The sequence below is a fragment of the Kribbella caucasensis genome (assembly GCF_004361855.1).
Lineage (GTDB): Bacteria > Actinomycetota > Actinomycetes > Propionibacteriales > Kribbellaceae > Kribbella > Kribbella caucasensis.
Map to the genome: position 1 here is coordinate 40140 of NZ_SNWQ01000014.1, position 20413 is coordinate 60552.

Sequence of the window (20413 nt, forward strand, 5' to 3'; positions counted from 1 at the left end):
TGAACCAGCGCTGATAACGCATTACTGAGTCAGCAGCTGGTTGGCTTTCGCCACCGCGGCGTCGAGGGCCTGCTGGGACGAGATCTTGCCGGCGATCGCGAGCGAGATCTGCTGACCGATGAAGTCGTTGGTGGCACCGCTGATGATCGGCGGGGTGAGCACCTTCGCCTTGGCCAGCGACTCGAACGCGAGCACCTTGGCATCACTCTCCGGCGTACCGTCGCTCTTGGAGAAGTACGGGTCCTGAGCGGACGCCTTGGTGGACGGGAAGATGTTGACGATCTTGGCGAACGCGGCCTGGTTCTCCGCGTTGGTGACGAACCGGGCCAGCGCGATCGCGGCCGCCTGGTTCTTGGTCTTCGCCGACACCGACAGGCCCTGCACGTACAGCGGCGGGGTGTCCAGCGCGGGCGACGGGACGACCTTGCCCTTCAGCGACGGGTTGTCCTTGACGAAGTCCTGGATCGCGTTGCCGCCGCCGGTGGTCCAGGCGACCTTGCTCTGGGTGAAGAGCTTGGAGTTGCCCAGGTACTCCTGGGTCAGGATGTCCCGCGGCAGGTAGCCGGCCTTGTACGCGTCCCGGTACTTGTCCAGCAGCGCGGCGGCCTCGGGGGTGTTGAATTCGAACTTCTTGCCGTCGTCGGACAGGATCTTCACCCCGGCGTTGGTAAAGTCACCGATACCGGGCAGCCGGCTCATCAGGTACTCCCGGCCGCCGGTCTTGTCGTGCATCACCTTGGCGGCCGCCAGCAGCTCGTCGAACGTCTTCGGCGGGCTCTTCACGTCCAGCCCGGCCGCGGCGAACTTGGTCGAGTTCCAGTAGTCGATGTCGGTGTTCAGGTACCACGGGTAGCCGAAAGTGCCGGTGAGTCCCTGGTACTGGTACGCCTGTACGCCGCCCTCGACGTACTCCTCGGAGATCTTCGGATCGGCCGCACCGACATCGAGGAGCATCTGCTGCTTGGCGAGCGGGAGGGCGAAGTCCGGCGGCAGGTTGACCACGTCCGGCAACTGGCCCGCGGAAGCCTGGCTCAGCACCTTCTTGTCGTACCCGTCACCCGGCTGGTCGAGCCAGTTGACCTTGGTCCCCGGGTACTTCGCCTCGAAGGCCTTGATCACGCCCTCGACGTACGAGGTGAACTTCGGCTTCAGCGCCCAGGTCTGCAGGCTGACCTCGCCGGTGACCTGAGCATTGGCATCCACGGTCGGCTGCGAACCGGACGACGTGTCGGCCGAGCCGAGGCCGCAGCCGGCCAGGGTGAGGGCCGCGACGGCAAGAGCTGCCACCGGAGTGAGACGACGACTGCGCATGGAATCTCCTGAAGTGATAAACCGGTATAGCTCCTGCACTATCCACATCGTAGAATCCGATGTCAAGGGAGTGCCCCCGTGTTCGGCGACCTTCGAGCACCTGCGGTGTCCAGGTAGGTGCATCGCAAGGCGGAGGAGGGGCCTCGATGCGGTGTTCATCGTGGCCTCTCCTCCAACGCAGCGAGGTGCCTGCCTGGACACCGCAGGTGCCGGAGGGCGCCGAACACGGGGGCACTTGACTCAAGGAGGAACAGCGATGGCGAGACCGACGATCGCGGACATCGCGAACCGGGCGGGCGTCTCGAAGGGCGCCGTCTCGTTCGCGCTGAACGGCCGGCCGGGGGTCAGCAAGGAGACTCGGGCAAGGATCCTCGAGATCGCCGAGCAGATGAGCTGGCGGCCGCACAGCGCGGCGCGGGCGCTCGGTGCGTCCAGGGTGGATTCGGTCGGCCTGGTGATCGCCCGCCCGGCCCGGACGCTCGGGGTCGAGCCGTTCTTCGCGCACCTGTTCTCAGGTCTGCAGTCGGGCCTGTCGGCGCACTCGATCTCGCTGCAGTTGCTGATCGTGGAGGACACCGAGGCCGAGATCGAGGTGTACCGGCGCTGGTCGTCTGAGCACCGGGTGGACGGCGTGATCCTGGTCGATCTGGCCGTGAAGGACCCCCGGGTCGAGGCGGTCAAGGCGCTCGAACTGCCGGCCGTGGTGATCGGCGGCCGCGGCGGGAAGGGCGCGCTGCCGTCGGTCTGGGCGGACGACCGGGACGCGATGCTCTCGATCGTGGAGTACCTGGCCGCGCTCGGCCACCGGCGGATCGCGCACGTCGCCGGCACCCCGAACTTCCAGCACACCCAGCGCCGGATCCGCGCGGTCCGGGACGCCGCGCCCCGGCTCGGGCTGATCGACGCCCCCTCGCTGCCGACCGATTTCAGCGACGCGGAGGGCGCCGCGATCACCCGGAAGCTGCTGTCCCAGGCCGTGCGGCCGACCGCGATCGTCTACGACAGCGATGTGATGGCGGTGGCCGGGCTTGGGGTGGCGATGGAGATGGGCGTCGCGGTGCCGGGCGAGCTGTCCGTCGTGGCGTTCGACGACTCGATCCTGACCCAGCTGATGCATCCGGCGCTGACCGCGCTGTCTCGGGACACCTTCGACTTCGGCCGGCAGGCGGCCGAGGTGTTGCTGGAAGTGATCGCCGATCCCACCACGGTGATCAACCGCCGTACCGCGGACCCGGTGCTGACCGTCCGCGAGTCGACCGCGCCTCCGGCTTAGTTTGCTCGGCCGCCTAAACCGATTTAGCATCCTCGGCATGCGTTCGGATCCCGTCATCCCCCGATTCGGGGCGAACTATGTCCCGTCGGCCGGCTGGTTCTACAGCTGGCTGGACTACGACGGAGCCGCCGTCCGCCGTGACCTCGCCGACCTGGCCGGACTCGGGCTGGACCACATCCGGGTGTTCCCGATCTGGCCGTGGATCCAGCCGAACCGGGCGATCATCCGGGAACGCGCGATCGAGGACCTGCTGGACACCATCGACGCCGCCGCCGAGCACGGCCTCACCGTCGCGGTCGACCTGATCCAGGGCCACCTGTCGAGCTTCGACTTCCTGCCGTCCTGGATGCTCACCTGGCACCGGGCCAGCCTGTTCGAAGACGACACGATCCGCGCCGGACTCACGTCGTACGTCGATGCCGTGGCGCGCGCGGTCGCCACCCGGCCGAACGTCTTCGCGATCACCCTCGGCAACGAGGTGAACAACCTGTGGCCGGACAGCCCGACCACGTTCGAGTCGTCCACCGCCTGGGCACGGGAGCTGCTGGTGACCGTGCAGAAGGCGGCGCCTGGCGTACTCGCGCTGCACTCGGTGTTCGACGACGCCTGGTACCGGGCGGACCACCCGTTCCATCCGCTCGACGTGGTCGAGTTGGGTGCGCTGAGCACCGTCCACTCGTGGGTTTTCAACGGGGTCTCCCGAGTGGACGGGCCGCTCGGTCCGGCGACCCTGACGCACGCCGACTACCTGGTCGAGCTCGCCGCCGCCACGTCGCTCGATCCAAACCGACCCGTGTGGCTGCAGGAGATCGGCGTACCGGGGCCGGACATCCCGGTGGAACTGCAGGGCGAGTTCACCCGGCGGACGGTCGAGCTGGTGGTGCAGAACCCCGCGCTGTACGGCGTGACGTGGTGGTCGTCGCACGATATCGACCGGCGGCTGCTGGACTTCCCGGATCGGGAGTACGACCTCGGCCTGTTCACGGTCGACCATCAGCGCAAGCCGGCCGCGACCGCGCTGGCCGAGGTGATCGCGGAGGTGCGCGCCAACGGGATCCACCCGGCCGAGGCGACCACATTGACAGCTCCGTACAACCTCCGCACCGAACCACACCGCCGCCCCGAGATCGCCCCCGGCAGCGCCTTCCACCTCGAGTGGGTTGCCGCCCGCGCCCACTCCCCCGTCCGCATCGTCCTCCCCTGACAACCCCGTTGCGTCCGAAGAACCGAGCGCTATGACCCTCGATTCTTCGGACGCAAGGAGATCAGGACCTGGATGCCGTCGAGGATTCGGGTGAGGCCGAACTCGAGGTCGTCGTCGACACCGTCCTCGTCGACATCGTCGGAGTACTCGGCGGTCGTGTAGAGCTTGGTCAGCATCGGGTAGTTGCCCTCGGCAAGTCTCGGAACGAGGAACCGGCCGACGTCCTCCGACTGCACCGGCTCCGCGTCGCTCGCGGCCAGCTGCCGCATCAGGCTCGCGTGTGCCCGGACGAACCCGTCCAGCAGCAGGACGCAGCCGAGATTGTCGTGGTGGCTGAGCCCGGTCCCATCAAGAGCCTGGAGCATCACCTCCGCCCACCTGAGCAGATTCGGCGTGACCGGAGCGCCGTGGATGGGCATGTCGAGCAACCACGGCCGCTCGCCGTACCGGTCGAGCTGCGCGCGGACCCAAGCGGCCGAATCGTCCCGCCACCCCGTGCCCGGGAGCGGCGGCGGTGGTCCCCAGGCGGCGTCGCGGACCAGGACGAGCAGCTCCTCCTTGGACCTGACGTACCGGTACATCGCGTTCGTCGTCACACCCAGGTGAGCCGCGATCTTCTGCAGCGAGATCGCCTCGAATCCCTGGGTGTCGCCGAACTCGATCCCGGTCGCGACGATCCGCTCCACGCTCAGCGCCGGCTTCGGCCCACGCCGCTGGACCGGGTAGACACCCCAGGACAGGGCCAGTCCCGGTGGCAGCCGCACCCCGTCCTCCCTCATGTCCCCATCCTCGCGCAGTCCACCGGCAGGGGCTGCCAACTGATGCGCTGTTCGTCAGTGTTCATCAGTTTTCTCTGTTGTGGTCTACGCGTGCGACTCAGCGATTGGGCGCACATTCAGGGCGTTCACTATCGGACCACCTGGAAGTGGGCACATGAGGGCAAGATGCCCGTTCCGGTAGTGAAGACGGCGACCTGCCGGTATCTGGCGCTCACGGAGAATGCACCATGCCGGTGCGGGTGCTGCCTTGTACGCACGGGTAGCCTCCGCCGACCAGAAGCCTGCAACCGGCCGCACTTGATGAGGTCACAACCGGTACGTGTCGACGGCGGGCTTTCCTTTTGCAAATAAGGCGAAGTCGGCGACGCCGATTTGATGAGTCGAACATATGTTCGATAGAATCAGTGCATGTTCGAGGAGACTTGTCAGGGCTCACCGCGGCCGAGGTACTTCGTACCGTGCGGGTCGTGGACGAAGGCGATCTGGTGCGCGACATGATCGACGTGCTCACCTTGTTCTGCGCCCGCCTGTACGGCAAGCGCGCCGCCCGGAACCGGGCGAAGAAGGCACTCGCCGCTGCGGCAGGTGAGGGCGCATGAATCACACGCAAGGCATCCGCTTTGAACTCGCTCCCGACGCCGATCAGTGCGTACTCATGGGCCGGCACTGCGGCCTGTCGCGGGTAGTTGAGAACTTCTGCCTGGAGACGGTCTGCAAGAAGTGGGCGCAGCGCAAGGCGGAGGAGTCCTACGGCGTCACCGGCGACGACCTGACCAAGGTTCCGTGGTCGGCCCCGGCGTTGGAGAAGGAGTGGCGCGCCGCCCACCCCAAGCGGTTTCCGTGGTTCGCCGAGAACAAGCTTTCCTCTCGTGTCCCGAAGGAAGCGTGCCGGGTTCGTGCCGCCGGGTTCTCCAACTATCTGAAGTCGAAGAAGGGTGAACGCCGGGGCGCGAAGATGGGCTTCCCCTCGTGGCGCAAGCGCAAGCACGGCTCCCGGTTCCGCTACGACGCCGACCGGGCCAAGCCGCTGAATACCCGCACCGTGCGCCTGCCCGCCATCGGCGACGTCGCAACCCGCGAGGACATGTCCTGGCTCACCGACCGCATCGCAACAGGTCAGGCGCGGATCCTCGGCGCCACTGTCCGGGAGCAGGCCGGACGCTGGTGGATCTCGTTCCAGATCGAGGTCGATCGCGACGACCTCAACAAGCACCGTCAGGCCGACGCCGAGGCTCCCGCCTGCGGGATCGACCTGGGCCTGAAGACGTTCGCCGTCATCAAGAACAGCGACGGCACCACCGAGGAGATCCACGCCCCCAAACCACTCAAGGCCGCACAGCGCGCGCTGAAGCGCGCCAACCGCAAACTCGCCCGCAGCGCGAACGACTCCAAAAACCGAGCCAAAGCCCGCACCCGTGTCGGCCGACTCCATCTGAAGGTGGCCGACCGGCGCCGGGATTTCCTGCACAAGACCACCACGAGGCTGACGAGAACCAAGTCGGCCATCGCGGTGGAGACCCTGCACGTCAAGGGCATGGTGAAGAACCGCCGACTCGCCCGCTCCATCTCCGATGCCGGGTTCGGCGAGTTCGTCCGCCAACTGGACTACAAGGCCGACTGGTACGGCTCCCGCGTCTGGAAGGCCGACCGGTGGTTCCCGTCGTCGAAGACGTGCGGGGACTGCGGACACATCAACCGCGCCCTGGTCCTCGCGGACCGCACCTGGGGGTGTCCCGGCTGCGGCGTCCTGCACGACCGAGACGAGAACGCGGCAGGCAACCTGCTCGCCGCGATGCTCGCAGACCGAACAAGTACGACCTCGCCGGGAAGTTGCCCGGAGAGCCGAAACGCCTGTGGAGACCCTGTAAGACCTCACTCTCCGGAGTCGGCAGCGGTCAGCGAAGCAGGAAGAGCCACAGCGACAACATCACTGAGACTCACTCAACGGTGCTAGGTCCACCCCGACGGGGGTCCTACAACCCTCTCCAAAGAAACTGTTCAATCCTTACGCTATTTCCAGTCAAGCACACCACACCAGACCGGAAAGGCACTCGAGATGAACACCCTGACCGCTACCCTCGGCCCGCTGCTCTCGCCCGACGAGGTCGAACTGACCGCCGACGACAAACAGGCCGCCCACAACAAGATCGACAGCGCGATCCGACTGGGAGGACTGTCCCCCCAGCAGGCCACCGATCGGCATGACCTGGTCGGCGCCGCCCGGACCCGCGGCGAACTACGCCGGATCTTCGACGGATTCGCCGACGCCGTCCCAACGTACGGGCTGACCCTGGCGTTGCGGGTGGCCAGTGCCGTCTGGCTGGTCGCCTGCGTCGTCCAGTTCATCGTCTGGTCCACGCTCGCCGTTTTCGGTCACTTCGACTGGCCCTGGTGGCTCTGGTCCGACCTCGGTCTCGGCGCGGTCGTCGCGATCCTGTGGTGGACCAACGAGTCGTACCACCGCAAGTCGAACCTGCGGGAGATCTGATGCCCGCCCCGGTCCAGCTGACCGAAGTCCGCAAGGTCTACGGCACCGGTCCCAGCGCGATCTCCGCGCTGGACGGTGTCAGTCACACCTTCGAGGAGGGCACCTTCACCGCGGTGATGGGGCCCTCCGGCTCGGGCAAGAGCACGCTGCTGCACTGCGCCGCCGGCCTCGACGAACCCAGCGCCGGCGAGGTCTCGCTCGCCGGTACGACGCTCCGCGGGCTGACCGAGACCGCGCTGACCGAGCTCCGCCGCGAGCAGGTCGCCTTCGTCTTCCAGGCGTTCAACCTGATGCCCGCGCTGACCGTCCGGCAGAACGTCGCCCTCCCACTCACCTTGGCCGGCCGCTCCCCCGACCACGCCTGGGTCACCGAGGTGATCCGCCGGGTCGGCCTCAGCGACCGCAGCGGGCACCGCCCGGGTGAACTCTCCGGCGGCCAGCAGCAGCGGGTCGCGATCGCCCGGGCCCTGGCCGCGCGGACCGCGATCACCTTCGCCGACGAGCCAACCGGCGCACTCGACACGCAAACCGCGCTCGAGGTGCTCACCCTGCTCCGCGACCAGTCGCGCGCCGCCGGGCAGACGATCGTGATGGTCACCCACGACCCGGTCGCCGCCTCGTACGCCGACCGGGTGGTCTTCCTGGTGGACGGCCGGATCGTTGCCGAGTCCGCGTCGCCGACGGCCGAAGGGGTCGCCGCCGAACTCGCCCGGCTCTCTCGTTCTTCTTTGAAGGTGACCTCATGATCCGGCTCGCTCTGACCGGCCTGCGGTTCCGCGCCGCCGCGTTCCTCGCGATCTTCATCGCCGTACTCCTCGGCAGCGCGTTGCTCGCGGCCGCCGGCGGACTCCTCGAAACCGGCCTGCGGCTGAACGCTTCGCCCCAACGCCTCGCCGCCGCGCCGATCGTGGTGACCGGCCGGCCGGCGTACCAGCCACCGAACGGCAACGGCTCAGTCCCGTACGCCGAACGGCACTCGGTCGACACGGCGCTAGTTTCCGACCTCGCCCGTACTGCGGACGTGGCTCGGGTGGTCCCGGACGTGTCGTTCCCGGCCGTGGTTGCTCCGGGCAAGGACACGTTGCTCGGGCACGGTTGGGCGTCGGCCGCGTTGGCGCCGTACGAGTTGATGAGTGGACATGCGCCTGGGGTCGGTGAGGTGGTGGTCGATCGGCGGCTGGCTTCGTCGGACGTCGGTTCGCGAGTGACTGTGATCGTGCGCGGGGAGCCGCGGGAGTTCGTGCTCGCTGGGATCGCTTCGGGTGCTGTCGAGACGCCGTCGATCTTCTTCAACGATGTGCAGGCGCGCGAGTTCTTAGCGCGGGCTGGGCGGGTGGATGCGATCGGGGTCTTCCCGGCGCGCGGGGTGTCGGCCGCGGAGCTCGCCGAGCGGCTGGAGTTGCCGGCCGGGGTGGTGGCGCTGACCGGGGACGATCGGGGCGCGGCCGAGTTCGCCGGGGTCGCGACGAGTCTGCCGTTGATCATCATGTCGGGGGTCTTCGGCGGCATGGTCGCGGTTGTGATGGCGCTGGTGGTGTCGGCGACGATCGGGCTGTCCGTCCGGCAGCGTCGCCGTGAACTCGCGTTGCTGCGGGCGAGCGGGGCGACACCGGCGCAGGTGAAGAAGCTGGTGGTCGCTGAGACGATGCTGGTTTCGCTGCTCGCGTTGGTGGCCGGGCTGTTGCTTGGCCGGACGATGGGTTCCTGGATCTTCGGTTTGCTCACCGGGAGCGGGATCGTGCCGTCGGCCCTGCGGTTCGGCCAGGGGGTGTTGCCGTTCGCGGGTGCTGCGGTGCTGACGATCGCGGTGGTGCGGGTGGCCGTGGGGGTCGCGGCTGGGCGGGCTGCGCGGATTCGGCCGATCCAGGCGTTGGCGGAGGCTGCGATTCCGCCCGTGGTGGTGGGGCGGGTCCGGTTGATCATGGGGGCCGTGTTTGCGGCGTTGACCGTTGGGGTTGGCGGGTCGACCGTGTTCATGAGTCCGACGAACGCGGCGGCGATCGGCGGGCCCGCAGTACTGACCGGGTCCATCGCGGTGGCGGTGCTCGGGCCGGTGGTGATCCGGGCGATGCTGATCCCGCGGATCACGGCGTGGCTGGAGCGGCGTGGGACGAGTGGGGTGCTCGCGGTGATCAATCTGCGGGTGCGGGCCGTGCAGTTCGCCGCGGTACTGGTGCCGATCATGCTGGCGACAGCGATTGCGGTGGGCAACATCTACTCCACGACGACCCAGCAGAAGGCCGCGGTCGAGGCGTACACGGACAACCTGGCCGCTGATGTCGTGGTGACCAGTGGCACTGGTGGGACTCCGTCGGGGTGGATCGAGCGGGTGCGTTCGGTGGAGGGGGTATTGGCGGCATCGGAACTGGTTCGCAGCAAGGGGTGGATCGAGGAACCGTACGACACGTCGCACACGAGCGATCCGTGGCCGTTGCTTGGCATCGACGGGCCGGTCTATCGGGGCAAGGTGCGGGCTGGTTCGCTGGATGAGCTGACCGGGGATACCGTCGCGCTGCCTCCGGGCGTGGCGAAGCAGCTGAAGGTCGGGGTGGGGTCCGAGATCGGGGTGCGGCTCGGGGATGACGCGCTGGTCAAGGTGCGGGTGGTCGCTCTCGTCGAGGGGCCTTCGGGGTACGAGTCGTTGTTGCTGCCGTCGGAGTTGCTTGCGGCGCATACGACTGCTGGGATGGCAGATCAGATCCTGGTGCGGACGTCCTCTTCCGTGGATGAGGTTCGGTCGGCGCTCGCCTCGTTGCCTGGGGCAACCGTGGGATCACGGGAGCTGCTGGCGGCGGAGTACGACGCGGGGCTCGGGGTGGACGCGTGGATCGCGTATCTGCTGGCGGGGATCGCGATCGCCTATGCCGCGATCGCCTCGATCAACACGATCGCGGTCGCGGTGCTGGATCGGCGGCGGGAGTTCGGGTTGCAGCGGCTGACCGGTTCGACGCGGCGGCAGATCGGGCGGATGCTCTTGCTGGAGAGTCTGGTGGTCGCCGTTTTCGGGCTGGTCCTGGGTCTGGTCGCCGCGTGCTTCAGCATCTTCCCGATCGCGATCGCAACTCGCGGCTGGCCGCTTCCGTCGGGCCCGCTGTGGATCCTGCCGACCTGGATCGCCGTAGTCCTCCTCCTGGTCCTACCCACCACAGCCCTAACCGCCCGTCTGGCTATGCGCCCCCGCCCCATGGACGCCATCACCACCTAACCGGCTGGCTGGATCCAGCCGTAGCCGCCGTCTTCCAGGCGGATGACCTGGAGGCCGGCGGCCAGGCGGCGTACGTCGTCGGTCTCCAGGACGCCGGTTGCGGGGCCCGCCACGTCGATCACGATGGCCGCGGCACCCTCCTGGATCGCGGCGGTCGCGACCAACTGGGACTGCGCGGGCATCGGCCGGGCCTCCGGACTCCACCGCGCCAGGGTCTCGGTGCTACTGAACGCGAGCAGCGCGTTCCGCCCGTCCTGCCCCTGGAGCAGCGCGACGGCCATGTCCGAGGTCTTGTCGTGCGCCAGCCCGTTCTCGTCGTACTCGACCTCGTCGAGCATCGCCACCACCGGCACCAGCAGCCGCGCCTTGGTCAGCGCCTGCAACATCGCCCCGTGATCCCCTGCCAGCAGCGCACCCGCCAACGCCGGATCCGCCGACCCGTCATCGTTGTCGAACCCGGTAAACGCCAGCCGCCGCTCTCCTTGCACCCGCCAATCCTCCCTCACCATGTCCTTCCACCTCCCCGCACCCTCCCCGGGCGAGCGCCCGGAGTCCGGTTTCAGGGAAGTGTCAGGGCTGTTCCCCCCTTGGTTCCGCGACACACTGTGCGAGCCTGGGAGTGTGCCCGACTTCAATGATCTGTCGCTGCTGCCGTTCTGTGTGGGACTCACGCTGCTCGGCCTGATCGGCTCGTGGGCCGCCTGGCGGCGGCGCGGGGCCGCGGCCGGTGTTCGCGGCGTTGCCTGGTCCCTGCTCCCGGTCTCGCTCTACCTGACCGGGCTGCTCGAGCTGGTCTGGGACATCGTGCGGTCCGCCAGCAGCTGGGTCACGCACCTGATCTTCTCCCCCACCGTGTGGGCCGGGGTCGCGCTGTTCGGCGTCTCCGTCGTGCTGTACGTCGTATCCGGCGTCGCCCGCGGCCGCCGTACCCCGGCTGCCAAACCACCGAAGTCCAAACCGGCCACCGCCGGCGAACTGACCGCGACCGGCCCCGCCCCCGCGTCGGCCGCACCGTCCGCCAAATCAGCCAAGCCCGCCAAGGCTCCGAAGGCCTCGAAGCAGGAGTCGTCGGAGTTCGACGAGATCGAGGACATCCTGAAGCGCCATGGAATCAACTGAAGCCGACATCCTGACCATCGACAGCCTGCTGGATCACGTCCAGGCCGGACCCGCGCAACTCGGACGGACCCGGCTGATCAGCATCGACGGTCCCGCCGGTTCCGGCAAGAGCACCCTGGCCGACCGCTTCGCCGCGCGTGCGGAGGCGCGCGGCCTGCACACCCAGATCCTGCACATGGACGACCTGTACGACGGCTGGGACGGCGCGGTCCGCGGTTTCGCCCTGCTCCGCGATCACGTGCTCAAGCGGATCGCGGACGGCCGGGAAGGCCGCTACCGCCGGTACGACTGGCACCAGCGCGCATACGCGGAACTGCACCTCGTCCCGGCCACGCTGGACCTGCTGATCGTCGAAGGCGTCACCTCGGCGGACCGCGAGGCCGATCCGTGGCAGTCGCTACGAGTCTGGATCGAGACCAGCAACGAGGTCCGGCTCGACCGCGGCATCGAACGCGACGGCGAGGCGCTCCGCGACCGCTGGCTCGACTGGATGCGCTGGGAACGCGACCACTTCGCCGCCGAAGACACCCGGGCCCGCGCCCACGTCATCGTCGACGGAGACCCGTCCACCCCCCACGACACCGCTGTCGAACTGGTCGCCAAGTCGGTCGCCTTACCCCCACACGACTCAGCCGCCTCTTAACCCGGTACCCCGCACGACTCGGCCGCCGCTTGCCCCATGGACGGCGTCAACGCTGTACGACGAGGATGCGGGCGCGCGGGTGGTGCGTCCATTCGCCGGTCGGAGCCTTCTCGAGAAACTCGTCGCGAAGTCGCGCCATGAACTCGTCGCCCCGGGCGATCCCCAGCGCCCGGAGTGAACCGGCCCGGTTGGCCGCGTCGAAGTACGTCGCCGCGTCGGCGTGAGTCATCGGGAAGGACAACTCCGCATCGCGCAGCACGACCCCACCGGCATCCACCAACGCGATCGCGAGGCGCCCCTCCCACGAGCTGTCGCCGGCCGGCACCTGTGCTCGAACCACGTCCGCCATCACCGCGAACGGCCCGTCGTCCTCGGTCTTCGACGGCCAGTAGACGACAGACAGACGCCCACCCGGACGGAGTACAGCCAGCCAGGATCGGACAGCCTGCTCGGGATCGGGTAGCTGCTGGAGCCCGAAAACAGAGACCACCGCGCCACAGCGACCCGACCACTGGGGATCGAGAGTCGCCGCGTCGCCCTCGACGACGCTCACCTGCGGGTGTCCTTCGACCCGACTGCGCGCCAGCCGGACCATGCCTGCGGATAGATCGATGCCGACGAGCTCCCGGTCCGGGAAGCGTTCGATCAGCGGCTCGACCTCGGGGAACGTCCCGCAGCACGGGACCAGGATCGGCCCGTCAGGCAGGACGCCGTCGGTGATCGCATCCACCCCCGCGCGCAGCCAGGGCGCGAACCGCGGCACGAAGTACGCGTCATACCCCTCCGCCACCTCGTCCCATCCCCGCGCAACCCGCGCCCGCCGCTCAACCTCCGCAGCCTCATCACGGCCCACCCCACCGTTGGCAGTCATCTCGCGAACATACCCGAGCCGGCCGTCCATTCAGCTGGTCTCGACGGTCTTCAATCTCTCCCGCAGATGGGCTCGCTCGGGCTCGGTCCGGGCCAGCGCCAGCGCCTCGCGATAGGCAGCCGCAGCCTCCGGGAGTCGCCCGAGCCGCTCCAGCAGATCCGCCCGCGCCATCGGATACGGGTGGTACTCGCGCAACCGCGGCTCCCCGGCCAACTCGTCGAGCAGCACCAGCCCCGCCTCCGGCCCGTCCCGCATCGCCATCGCGGCCGCCCGGTTCAACGCCACGATCGGCGACGGCTCGAGCGCGAACAGTACGTCGTACAAGGCCACGATCTGCGGCCAATCGGTGCTCGCCACGTCCGCGGCCTCGTCGTGCAACGCCGCGATCGCCGCCTGTACGCCGTACGGCCCGGACGCTCCACCCGTCAGCGCGGCGACCACCAGTGCCTGGCCTTCCTCGATCATCGGGCGATCCCAGCGGCCGCGATCCTGATCCTCGAGCAGAACGAGTTCGCCCACGGCTCCGGTCCGTGCCTCGTGCCGGGCGTGAATCAGCAACATCAGCGCAAGCAGCCCCGCGACCTCACGTTCCGCGGGCAGCAACCGGCGCAGGATCCGCGCCAGCCGGATCGCCTCCTCGGCCAGATCGATCCGCTGCAGCAACGGCCCCGAACTGGCCACATATCCCTCGGTGAAGACCGAGTAGATCACCTGCAGGACCCCCGGCAACCGCTCCGGCAGCTCCTCCGGACCCGGCACCCGGAACGGAATCCGCGCCTCCCGGATCTTCTTCTTCGCCCGCACGATCCGCTTCGCCATCGTCGCGTCCGGGACGAGATACGCCCGCGCGACCTCCGGCGTGGTCAGACCCGCCAGACACCGCAGCGTCAGCGCACCGCGATCCTCGGCGGCCAGCGCCGGATGAGCGCAGGTGAAGAACAGTTGCAACCGCTCATCCGGCAGCTCGCCGGCCACGGTCGGGGCAGGGAACGGGTCGGCCCGGTCGGCCTCGACCTGGAGTACGGCGAGTTTGGCGGCGTACACCTGGTCGCGCCGCAGCCGGTCGACCGCCTTCCGCCGCGCGGTGGTCATCAGCCACCCACCCGGGTTCGGCGGCACCCCGTCGACCGGCCAGCGCACCAGCGCAGCCTCGATCGCCTCCGAGGTCACTTCCTCGGCCAGGTCGAGGTCGCCGAACCGCCGGGCGAGCGCAGCCAGCAAGCGCCCACGCTCCTCCCGGAACACCGCCTCCACCGACGCCTCGACCCGCCCGTTCATCCGCTGGTCAGCCGCCCAGGAACTCGGCGACCGGGCGTACGTCGATCGACCCGCCGCCCCGCGACCCGGGGCACTTGGCCGCCCAGTCGAGGGCGACATCGAGATCCGGTACGTCGATCACGTAGAACCCACCGAGCACTTCGCGCGTCTCGGCGAACGGGCCATCGGTCACGGTCCGCTTGCCGTCGTTCGCCACCTGCACTCGCGTCGCGGTCACCAGATCGGCCAGGGACTCGGCCGCGACCACCACGCCGGAGCCCTGGATCTCCTTGTCGAACCGCATCCAGTCCTCCGGCTCGCACCCCACCACATCGCCGCCGCCGTCGAGCTCACCTGCGTTGATCAAGAGCAAGTACTTCACTTCGAACCTCCTGTCAGCGTGTCTACAGCATGACTACGAACGGGTCAGCCACGGATGGACACGCACCAGGGTTGAAATCCTCATGGGTGAGGATGGGGGCATGAGCGTGTTGCCATCTGGGGAGCAGTGGACCATCCGCGCGGGTGAGTACGCCGGGACCGTGGTGAGCGTCGGCGGTGGGCTCCGCGGCCTCACCTACGCCGGACGCGAGCTGCTCGTCGGGTACGCGGATGACGAACCCGCACGCGCCGGACTGGGCCAGCACCTGATCCCCTGGCCGAACCGCATCACCGACGGCAAGTACACCTTCAACGGCAAAGCCCAGCAGCTCTACCTGACCGAGCCGGCCAGGCAGAACGCGATCCACGGCCTGACCCGCTGGGCGAACTGGGATCGCACCGACGACGGCCTGGACGAGTCCGTCGTCGACGTGGCGCACCGCCTGCACGGTCAGCCCGGTTATCCCCATCAGCTGGACCTGTCGATCCACTATCGCCTCGATCCCGACACCGGGTTGACCGTGACCGTCACGGCGACGAACCTCGGTGCGGGCGACGCGCCGTACGGGTTCGGGAGTCACCCGTATCTGACGGTCGGGCGGCCGCTCGACGAGTGCGAGCTGGAGTTCCGGGCCGAGAGCTGGCTGGAGGTGACGCCGGACCGGTTGACGCCGATCGGGTTGCGGCCGGTCGCGGGTTCGCCGTACGAGTTCGGCGGCGGGCGGCGGATCGGGGAGCTCGAAATCGACAACGCGTTCACCGGGTTGCCGGAGCAGTGGGTGGTGAGGCTGACCGATCCCGAGAGCGGCAACCGGGCGGTGCTGAGCGGCGACACCCGTTGGCTGCAGCTCTACACCGGCAGCGCGATCGGCCGGACCGGGCTCGCGGTCGAACCGATGACCTGCCCGCCCGACAGCTTCGTCACCGGCGAGGACTTGATCGTCCTCAACCCCGGCGACCACCACAGCACGACGTACAGGGTCAGCGTTTAGGCCCTAGCCGCCGCAGTTGGTCCGCGGTTGCTTCAGCCGGCGCCGTGGTTGCGGGCGATCGCGGCGAGTTCCTTGGCGGCGCGGCTGGCTCGGACGCCCTCCGACGCCTGGACGGCGAGGATGCCGAGCCGGTTGCCCTCCGCATCGAACATCTGCAGCCACGGATCACCCGGCAGGAACCGCAGCACCTTTACCGTCGACCAGTCGAACCGGTACGACTTGAAGACGTTCCGCACCCGCAGCCCGTCCTCGTACGCCGACACGCGGACCGTCGCCATCCGGTAGAGCAGGTACAGCACGGTCCCGAAGAACGCCAGCAACGTGACCCGCTGGAACAGGCTGAACGTCGCCCGCGACTCGTCCGGCAGCCGGAACCAGATCACCCCGAAGACAGCGACCACCGACACCGCCATCGCCGTCGTCACCGCCGCGATGATCCGCGGATGAAAGGTCCACAACTGCCCGGTCTCCGCGGTCATGGCCGGTCCGGCCGCCATCAGATCCGGCAGGCGTGGATGTCGGTGGTGAGGATCGCGCGGGCGCCGACCTCCCACAGCTGGTCCATGATCCGCTGGGCGTCGGCTCGGGGCACCATCGCGCGGACGGCGACCCAGCCTTCCCGATGAAGCGGGGAGACCGTCGGGGATTCCAGACCGGGCGTCAGCGCGTTCGCGGCCTCGACCGATTCGGCGCGGATGTCGTAGTCCATCATCACGTAGTTGCGCGCGACCAGGACGCCCTGCAACCGGCGTACCAACTGCTCCAGACCGTTCGGGGGGTACTCCACTCCGCTGCGCTTGATCAGCACCGCCTCGGACTTGAGGATCGGGTCGCCGAACACCTCCAGGCCCGCCTGCCGCAGCGTCGTACCGGTCTCGACGACATCCGCGATCACGTCCGCGACCCCGAGCTGGACAGCGGTCTCGACCGCCCCGTCGAGCCGTACTACGGACGCCTCGACACCGTGCTCGGCGAGGTGGTCCTGCAGGACTCCCGCGTACGACGTGGCGATCCGCTTGCCGGCCAGGTCCTTCACCGAGTCCGCGATCCCGGGCGGCCCGGCGAACCGGAACGTGGACGAGCCGAACCCGAGTTCGACGATCACGTCCGCCTCGGCGTGCGAGTCCAGCACCAGGTCACGGCCGGAGATGCCGACGTCGAGGGTGCCCTCGCCGACGTACACGGCGATGTCGCGCGGGCGGAGGTAGTAGAACTCGACCTCGTTCGCGGAGTCGGTCAGCGCGAGGTCCTTGGTGGTCCGGCGCTGCTTGTAGCCGGCCTCGGTCAGGATTTCGGTGGCGGCCTCGCTCAGCGAGCCCTTGTTCGGTACTGCGACGCGCAGCATGGGATACGGCCTTTCTGAAGATGTGGTCCCGGGAATCCGCAGTGACTCCTACAGATGTCGGTACACGTCGTCGAGGTCGAGGCCGAGAGCGTGCATCATCACCTGAGCGTGGTAGAAGAGCTGGCTCAGCTCCTCCGCGGCCCGCTCCTTGCTCTCGTGCTCGGCCGCCATCCAGGACTCGGCGGCCTCCTCGACCAGCTTCTTGCCGATCGCGTGCACGCCGGCGTCCAGCGCCGCCACGGTCCCGGATCCCTCCGGCCGCGTCAGCGCCTTCTCACCCAGCTCGGCGAACAACTCCTCAAACGTCTTCATCGCGCGCCCAGCCTAGAGGTCCCGCCCCAACCCGCTCGCAACAGGTCTCGGCTGGCGGACGTCAGGTCGACTCGGGGTCGAACGGAGCTCGTTGTCCGGCGGGGAGCCGTTGGGGGGTGTCGTAGTCCATCGAGGACGAGACGGGCTTGTCGTCGTCGAAGTCGTCGTCGATGCCTTCGAGCAGGTGTTTGCGGACGAAGCTGCGGGGGTTCAGGTCGCGGACGTCGAGGTCGGCGAACTCCGGGCCGAGTTCGTTGCGCAGGTCGTTCTGGGCGTTGGTGATCACCTGCCGGGCCTGACGGAGCAGCCGTCCCGCCGTCCGGGCGAACTCGGGCAGCCGGTCGGGCCCGAAGAGGAGTACGGCGATGATGGCGATCACCACCAGCTCAAGCGGCCCGATGCCGAACATGGCCCCACCTTTCGCTTCCGTTTGCCCGCGGACAGCGTAGCCGCCCCCTGGTCAGGCTGCCTTCCCGGTCAGCCGATCTGCTGGCCCAGGGTGACGTTGGCCTGGCGGGGTTTGCCGCCGCGCTCGTAGTCGAGGCGGATGGTCTCGCCCGGCCGGTGGGTGCGGATCGCGACGATCAGGGCCTCGGCGCTGCCGACCAGCTGGTTGTTGATCGAGGTGATCACGTCACCGGGCCGCAGGCCGGCGCGCTGAGCGGGCGAGCCGGCGTTCACCTGATCGACCCGCGCACCGTCTCCGTTGAACTCCATGTCGACGTTCGCGCCGATCACCGGGTACGACGCCTTGCCGTCGGCGATCAGCTGCTGCGCGGTCCGCCGGGCCTGGTCGATCGGGATGGCGAAACCGAGACCGATGTTGCCGCTGGAGCCCTCCGTCGCCCCGCGGACGGTCGCGATCGCGGAGTTGACCCCGATCACGCGCGCGTTCATGTCCACCAGTGGTCCACCCGAGTTGCCGGGGTTGATCGCGGCGTCGGTCTGAAGCGCGTTGATGTAGGAGATCTCGCCCTCGCCACCGGCGGTGACCGGACGGTTCTTCGCCGACACGATGCCCGAGGTGACCGTCCCGGCCAGGCCGAGCGGCGAGCCGATCGCGACCACGTCCTGCCCGACGATCGCCTTGTCCGACTGGCCGAACTGCACCGACGGAGCCGCCAGCCCGACCACCTGGACCACGGCCAGGTCGTACGCCGGTGAGCGGCCGACCAGCCGGGCGGTCGAGGTCTTGCCCTTCTCGGTCACCACCTGGATCGAACCGCCCTGGGCCGCCCCGGAGACGACGTGATTGTTGGTCAGGATGTGGCCGGCGTTGTCGATCACGAAGCCGGAGCCGGTCGCGTTCGAGTCGTCCGCGCCCTCGACCTTGAGCTGGACCACGCTCGGCAGCAGCGTCGCCGCCACCGCGGACACCGACCCGCTGCGGATCTTCGGGTCGGCGCCGGTCCCGATCGCCGGGCCGGACTGGTCGTCAGCCGGGGCGTTGTTGTCGAGCGCGACGACGGTGGCGGCCGCACCGGCGCCCGCGATCAGGCCGACGATGAGGGCGACGATCGCGGCGATGGTCATCACCCGGCTGCTCTTCGGCGGCGGGGCCGGCGTGTAGGCGCGGGCCTGCTGCTGGTGCCAGTCGAGCGGTGGGGGCGGCACGTAAGTCAACTGTTGCGTCGGCCATGCCTGCCCCTGGTACACCGGGCGGAAGGCCGCCTGCCCGTTGCCGGAGCTGCTGCCCTGCCCGAAGCTGCGCTGTGTCATGGACCGCTCGGCCTGCCGGTACTGCGAGTTCCCGCCCGGCCGCGCCAGCGGCGTCGTACCGCTCCCCGGCGCAGGCGGCGTCAACGCCGAAACCGGAGGTCCGGAACCGGCCGCGCCCGCAGGTCCGGAGCCGGCCGCGCCCGCAGGCCCGGAGCCGGGCGCGCCGGAACTCGCCCCGTTCGAGCTGAGCGGGGCGCTTGCGGCGGCGGTCAGAGGCGTGGTGACCTCCTCGGAAGGGAGCGGCTTGGTCGCCTCGTCCGGGGGTACTACGGGGCCTGCCACCGGCCGGTCGGTGGTGAACTCGCGGGTTGCAGCCGGATCCGCTGGATCGCGCGGCATCCGCTGTGTCGGCTCGGCGTCATCGGAGCTCACGGTGCCCGCCTCACGTAGTCGTCGTCGTGGTCGGAGCGGCCCCGTCCGGTGTGCCGGGAAGGGCCTCCAGGATTGATTATCCCAGCTTCCACGAGAGCGCACTCATCGGAGTGAGCCAAGTCGCCATCCGGGCCAGTCCGGTACCGATCCGCTGGACGGCCGTGACGTTCACCGGCTGCTCGTGAGGGAACGCCGCGACCACCTGCTCGAGTACGTCGGCCGGCGCGTCCCCGACCACGGTGTAGACGATCCCCCCGGACGACCAGATCGCGTACGACGGCATCCCGTGGCGCACGTAGACGCCGGGCGTCCCCGTCGCCGTGTAACCCGCCAGGGCGGCCGGATCGAGGGTGCCGCGCTGTTCGAAGACGGACACGTTGAAGAGGCCGTCGGAGTACGAGAACTGCAGTGAACCGGTCGTGGTGTCCCGGCGGACGTCGTACAGCTTGAGCGACGACGGCAGGTCGGTCGAACACGTCCAGCCCTGCGTCCGGAGGTCGTCCACGCGTCCCATCCCGACCGATTCGGAACCGGGCGTCATCGGCGGCAGATGCCCGAGGAACTCGGCGCCCTCGATCGTCAGCTCGGTGAACACGGTCGCCCGGACCAGCGTCTTGCCGTCCGTGCTGAACAGCTGCCGCTGCAGCAGCAGCCCGGTCGCGTGGTCGATCCAGAACCGCGCCGCCAGGGTCTGGTCACCGCGCAGCGCCTCGACCAGCACCGCAGTCCGCCCGATCGTGTCCGTGCAGCACTTGTAGACCAGCTCGTACGTCGCCTGCAGCAGCGCGAGTGGTCCGCCGTCCACAGCCGGGCTGGCCCCTTGTCCGGCCCGCTGCACGAACCCCTTCGCGCCGGGCGAGGACGACGAGCCGATCACGCTGATCTCGGACCCCTGCGACGCGGCGTGCACGATGTCGAGCATCGCCGAACTGGACCCCTGTGGTCCCCACGCGGTGACGATCTGGGTGCCGTGGAACGACACGTGATCCGGCGCGTGCGCGGCACGCTCCAGCCAGCTGACGGCCGACGGCGAGTCCTCGCGTGACCCGGTCGGAACCGGTACGGCGGCCGCGGTCGGCAGGGGCAGGCCCATCCCGATCAGCGCGGTGCTGACCAGGACGGCGAGCCGGGAAAGGCTCACG

The 20413-nt window shown here is 69.0% G+C and carries 21 protein-coding genes and 1 pseudogene; 10 read left to right on the plus strand and 12 right to left on the minus strand.

The genetic code is table 11. From position 1 onward, the window contains the following. Positions 1–21: 21 nt before the first annotated feature. The gene (locus tag EV643_RS26425) at positions 22–1311 is read right to left on the minus strand and encodes an ABC transporter substrate-binding protein (protein WP_133802849.1); all 1290 of its coding nucleotides are present in this window, start codon (positions 1309–1311) and stop codon (positions 22–24) included. A 256-nt stretch (positions 1312–1567) separates the two neighbouring features. On the opposite strand from EV643_RS26425, the gene EV643_RS26430 reads away from it, so the two are divergent. Continuing rightward, the gene (locus EV643_RS26430; RefSeq protein WP_133802850.1) at positions 1568–2584 is read left to right on the plus strand and encodes a LacI family DNA-binding transcriptional regulator; all 1017 of its coding nucleotides are present in this window, start codon (positions 1568–1570) and stop codon (positions 2582–2584) included. 37 nt (positions 2585–2621) lie between these two features. After that, positions 2622–3788, plus strand: a complete 1167-nt coding sequence (locus EV643_RS26435; RefSeq protein ID WP_133802851.1) for a glycoside hydrolase 5 family protein — start codon at positions 2622–2624, stop codon at positions 3786–3788. A 29-nt stretch (positions 3789–3817) separates the two neighbouring features. Here EV643_RS26435 and EV643_RS26440 read toward each other — a convergent pair whose 3' ends face one another. Beyond that, on the minus strand, positions 3818–4567 hold the full coding sequence (locus EV643_RS26440) for a TetR/AcrR family transcriptional regulator (RefSeq protein WP_133802852.1): 750 nt from the start codon (positions 4565–4567) through the stop codon (positions 3818–3820). Positions 4568–5019: 452 nt separating this feature from the next. Between EV643_RS26440 and EV643_RS26445 the strand changes: the two are divergent. From EV643_RS26445 to EV643_RS26465, 5 genes and pseudogenes are all read left to right on the plus strand, one after another. Beyond that, a pseudogene (locus EV643_RS26445) lies at positions 5020–5166 on the plus strand (IS607 family transposase); the annotation flags it as partial. Then, a complete protein-coding gene (locus EV643_RS26450) occupies positions 5163–6521 on the plus strand; it encodes an RNA-guided endonuclease InsQ/TnpB family protein (protein WP_202869770.1) in 1359 nt (452 codons plus the stop codon). The pseudogene EV643_RS26445 and the gene EV643_RS26450, both read left to right, overlap by 4 nt. A gap of 102 nt (positions 6522–6623) precedes the next feature. After that, complete coding sequence (locus EV643_RS26455; protein WP_133802853.1) at positions 6624–7055, plus strand: hypothetical protein; 432 nt, start codon at positions 6624–6626, stop codon at positions 7053–7055. Next, positions 7055–7801: an ABC transporter ATP-binding protein gene (locus EV643_RS26460; protein WP_133802854.1), complete on the plus strand. Its 747-nt coding sequence runs from the start codon at positions 7055–7057 to the stop codon at positions 7799–7801. Before EV643_RS26455 ends, EV643_RS26460 begins: the two co-directional genes overlap by 1 nt. Continuing rightward, the gene (locus EV643_RS26465; RefSeq protein WP_133802855.1) at positions 7798–10260 is read left to right on the plus strand and encodes an ABC transporter permease; all 2463 of its coding nucleotides are present in this window, start codon (positions 7798–7800) and stop codon (positions 10258–10260) included. Before EV643_RS26460 ends, EV643_RS26465 begins: the two co-directional genes overlap by 4 nt. On the opposite strand, the gene EV643_RS26470 is transcribed toward EV643_RS26465, so the two are convergent. Beyond that, positions 10257–10769, minus strand: coding sequence for an SseB family protein (locus EV643_RS26470; protein ID WP_133802856.1), 513 nt, complete (start codon positions 10767–10769; stop codon positions 10257–10259). The genes EV643_RS26465 and EV643_RS26470 overlap by 4 nt on opposite strands. Before the next feature lie 112 nt (positions 10770–10881). Here EV643_RS26470 and EV643_RS26475 point away from each other — a divergent pair, with 112 nt between their 5' ends. Both EV643_RS26475 and EV643_RS26480 read left to right on the plus strand, forming a co-directional pair. Next, the gene (locus tag EV643_RS26475; protein ID WP_133802857.1) at positions 10882–11379 is read left to right on the plus strand and encodes a hypothetical protein; all 498 of its coding nucleotides are present in this window, start codon (positions 10882–10884) and stop codon (positions 11377–11379) included. Beyond that, positions 11366–12022 carry a uridine kinase family protein gene (locus EV643_RS26480; RefSeq protein ID WP_133802858.1) on the plus strand — a complete coding sequence of 219 codons (657 nt, stop codon included), beginning with the start codon at positions 11366–11368 and terminating at the stop codon, positions 12020–12022. Before EV643_RS26475 ends, EV643_RS26480 begins: the two co-directional genes overlap by 14 nt. Positions 12023–12068: 46 nt before the next feature. Here the strand turns inward: EV643_RS26480 and EV643_RS26485 are convergent, their stop codons facing one another. From EV643_RS26485 to EV643_RS26495, 3 genes are read right to left on the minus strand one after another with little or no spacing between them, the layout of a single operon-like run. Further along, positions 12069–12893: a class I SAM-dependent methyltransferase gene (locus EV643_RS26485; RefSeq protein ID WP_133802859.1), complete on the minus strand. Its 825-nt coding sequence runs from the start codon at positions 12891–12893 to the stop codon at positions 12069–12071. Positions 12894–12923: 30 nt separating this feature from the next. After that, positions 12924–14171 (minus strand): RNA polymerase sigma factor, encoded by a 1248-nt coding sequence (locus tag EV643_RS26490; protein ID WP_133802860.1) that lies wholly within the window; start codon positions 14169–14171, stop codon positions 12924–12926. A 7-nt stretch (positions 14172–14178) separates the two neighbouring features. Further along, the gene (locus EV643_RS26495; protein WP_133802861.1) at positions 14179–14532 is read right to left on the minus strand and encodes a YciI family protein; all 354 of its coding nucleotides are present in this window, start codon (positions 14530–14532) and stop codon (positions 14179–14181) included. Positions 14533–14632: 100 nt separating this feature from the next. Here EV643_RS26495 and EV643_RS26500 point away from each other — a divergent pair, with 100 nt between their 5' ends. After that, on the plus strand, positions 14633–15523 hold the full coding sequence (locus EV643_RS26500) for an aldose 1-epimerase family protein (protein WP_133802862.1): 891 nt from the start codon (positions 14633–14635) through the stop codon (positions 15521–15523). 32 nt (positions 15524–15555) lie between these two features. On the opposite strand, the gene EV643_RS26505 is transcribed toward EV643_RS26500, so the two are convergent. The 6 genes from EV643_RS26505 to EV643_RS26530 all read right to left on the minus strand — a co-directional run bounded on the left by EV643_RS26505 (position 15556) and on the right by EV643_RS26530 (position 20412). After that, on the minus strand, positions 15556–16002 hold the full coding sequence (locus tag EV643_RS26505; RefSeq protein WP_238165821.1) for a PH domain-containing protein: 447 nt from the start codon (positions 16000–16002) through the stop codon (positions 15556–15558). 17 nt (positions 16003–16019) lie between these two features. Continuing rightward, on the minus strand, positions 16020–16868 hold the full coding sequence (hisG, locus tag EV643_RS26510) for an ATP phosphoribosyltransferase (protein ID WP_133802864.1): 849 nt from the start codon (positions 16866–16868) through the stop codon (positions 16020–16022). A 48-nt stretch (positions 16869–16916) separates the two neighbouring features. After that, the gene (locus EV643_RS26515; RefSeq protein WP_133802865.1) at positions 16917–17180 is read right to left on the minus strand and encodes a phosphoribosyl-ATP diphosphatase; all 264 of its coding nucleotides are present in this window, start codon (positions 17178–17180) and stop codon (positions 16917–16919) included. A gap of 61 nt (positions 17181–17241) precedes the next feature. Next, positions 17242–17589, minus strand: coding sequence for a sec-independent translocase (locus tag EV643_RS26520; RefSeq protein WP_133802866.1), 348 nt, complete (start codon positions 17587–17589; stop codon positions 17242–17244). 68 nt (positions 17590–17657) lie between these two features. Then, positions 17658–19271 carry a S1C family serine protease gene (locus EV643_RS26525; RefSeq protein WP_133802867.1) on the minus strand — a complete coding sequence of 538 codons (1614 nt, stop codon included), beginning with the start codon at positions 19269–19271 and terminating at the stop codon, positions 17658–17660. A 76-nt stretch (positions 19272–19347) separates the two neighbouring features. Beyond that, complete coding sequence (locus EV643_RS26530; protein WP_133802868.1) at positions 19348–20412, minus strand: sigma-E factor regulatory protein RseB domain-containing protein; 1065 nt, start codon at positions 20410–20412, stop codon at positions 19348–19350. Between the last annotated feature and the right edge of the window lies 1 nt (position 20413).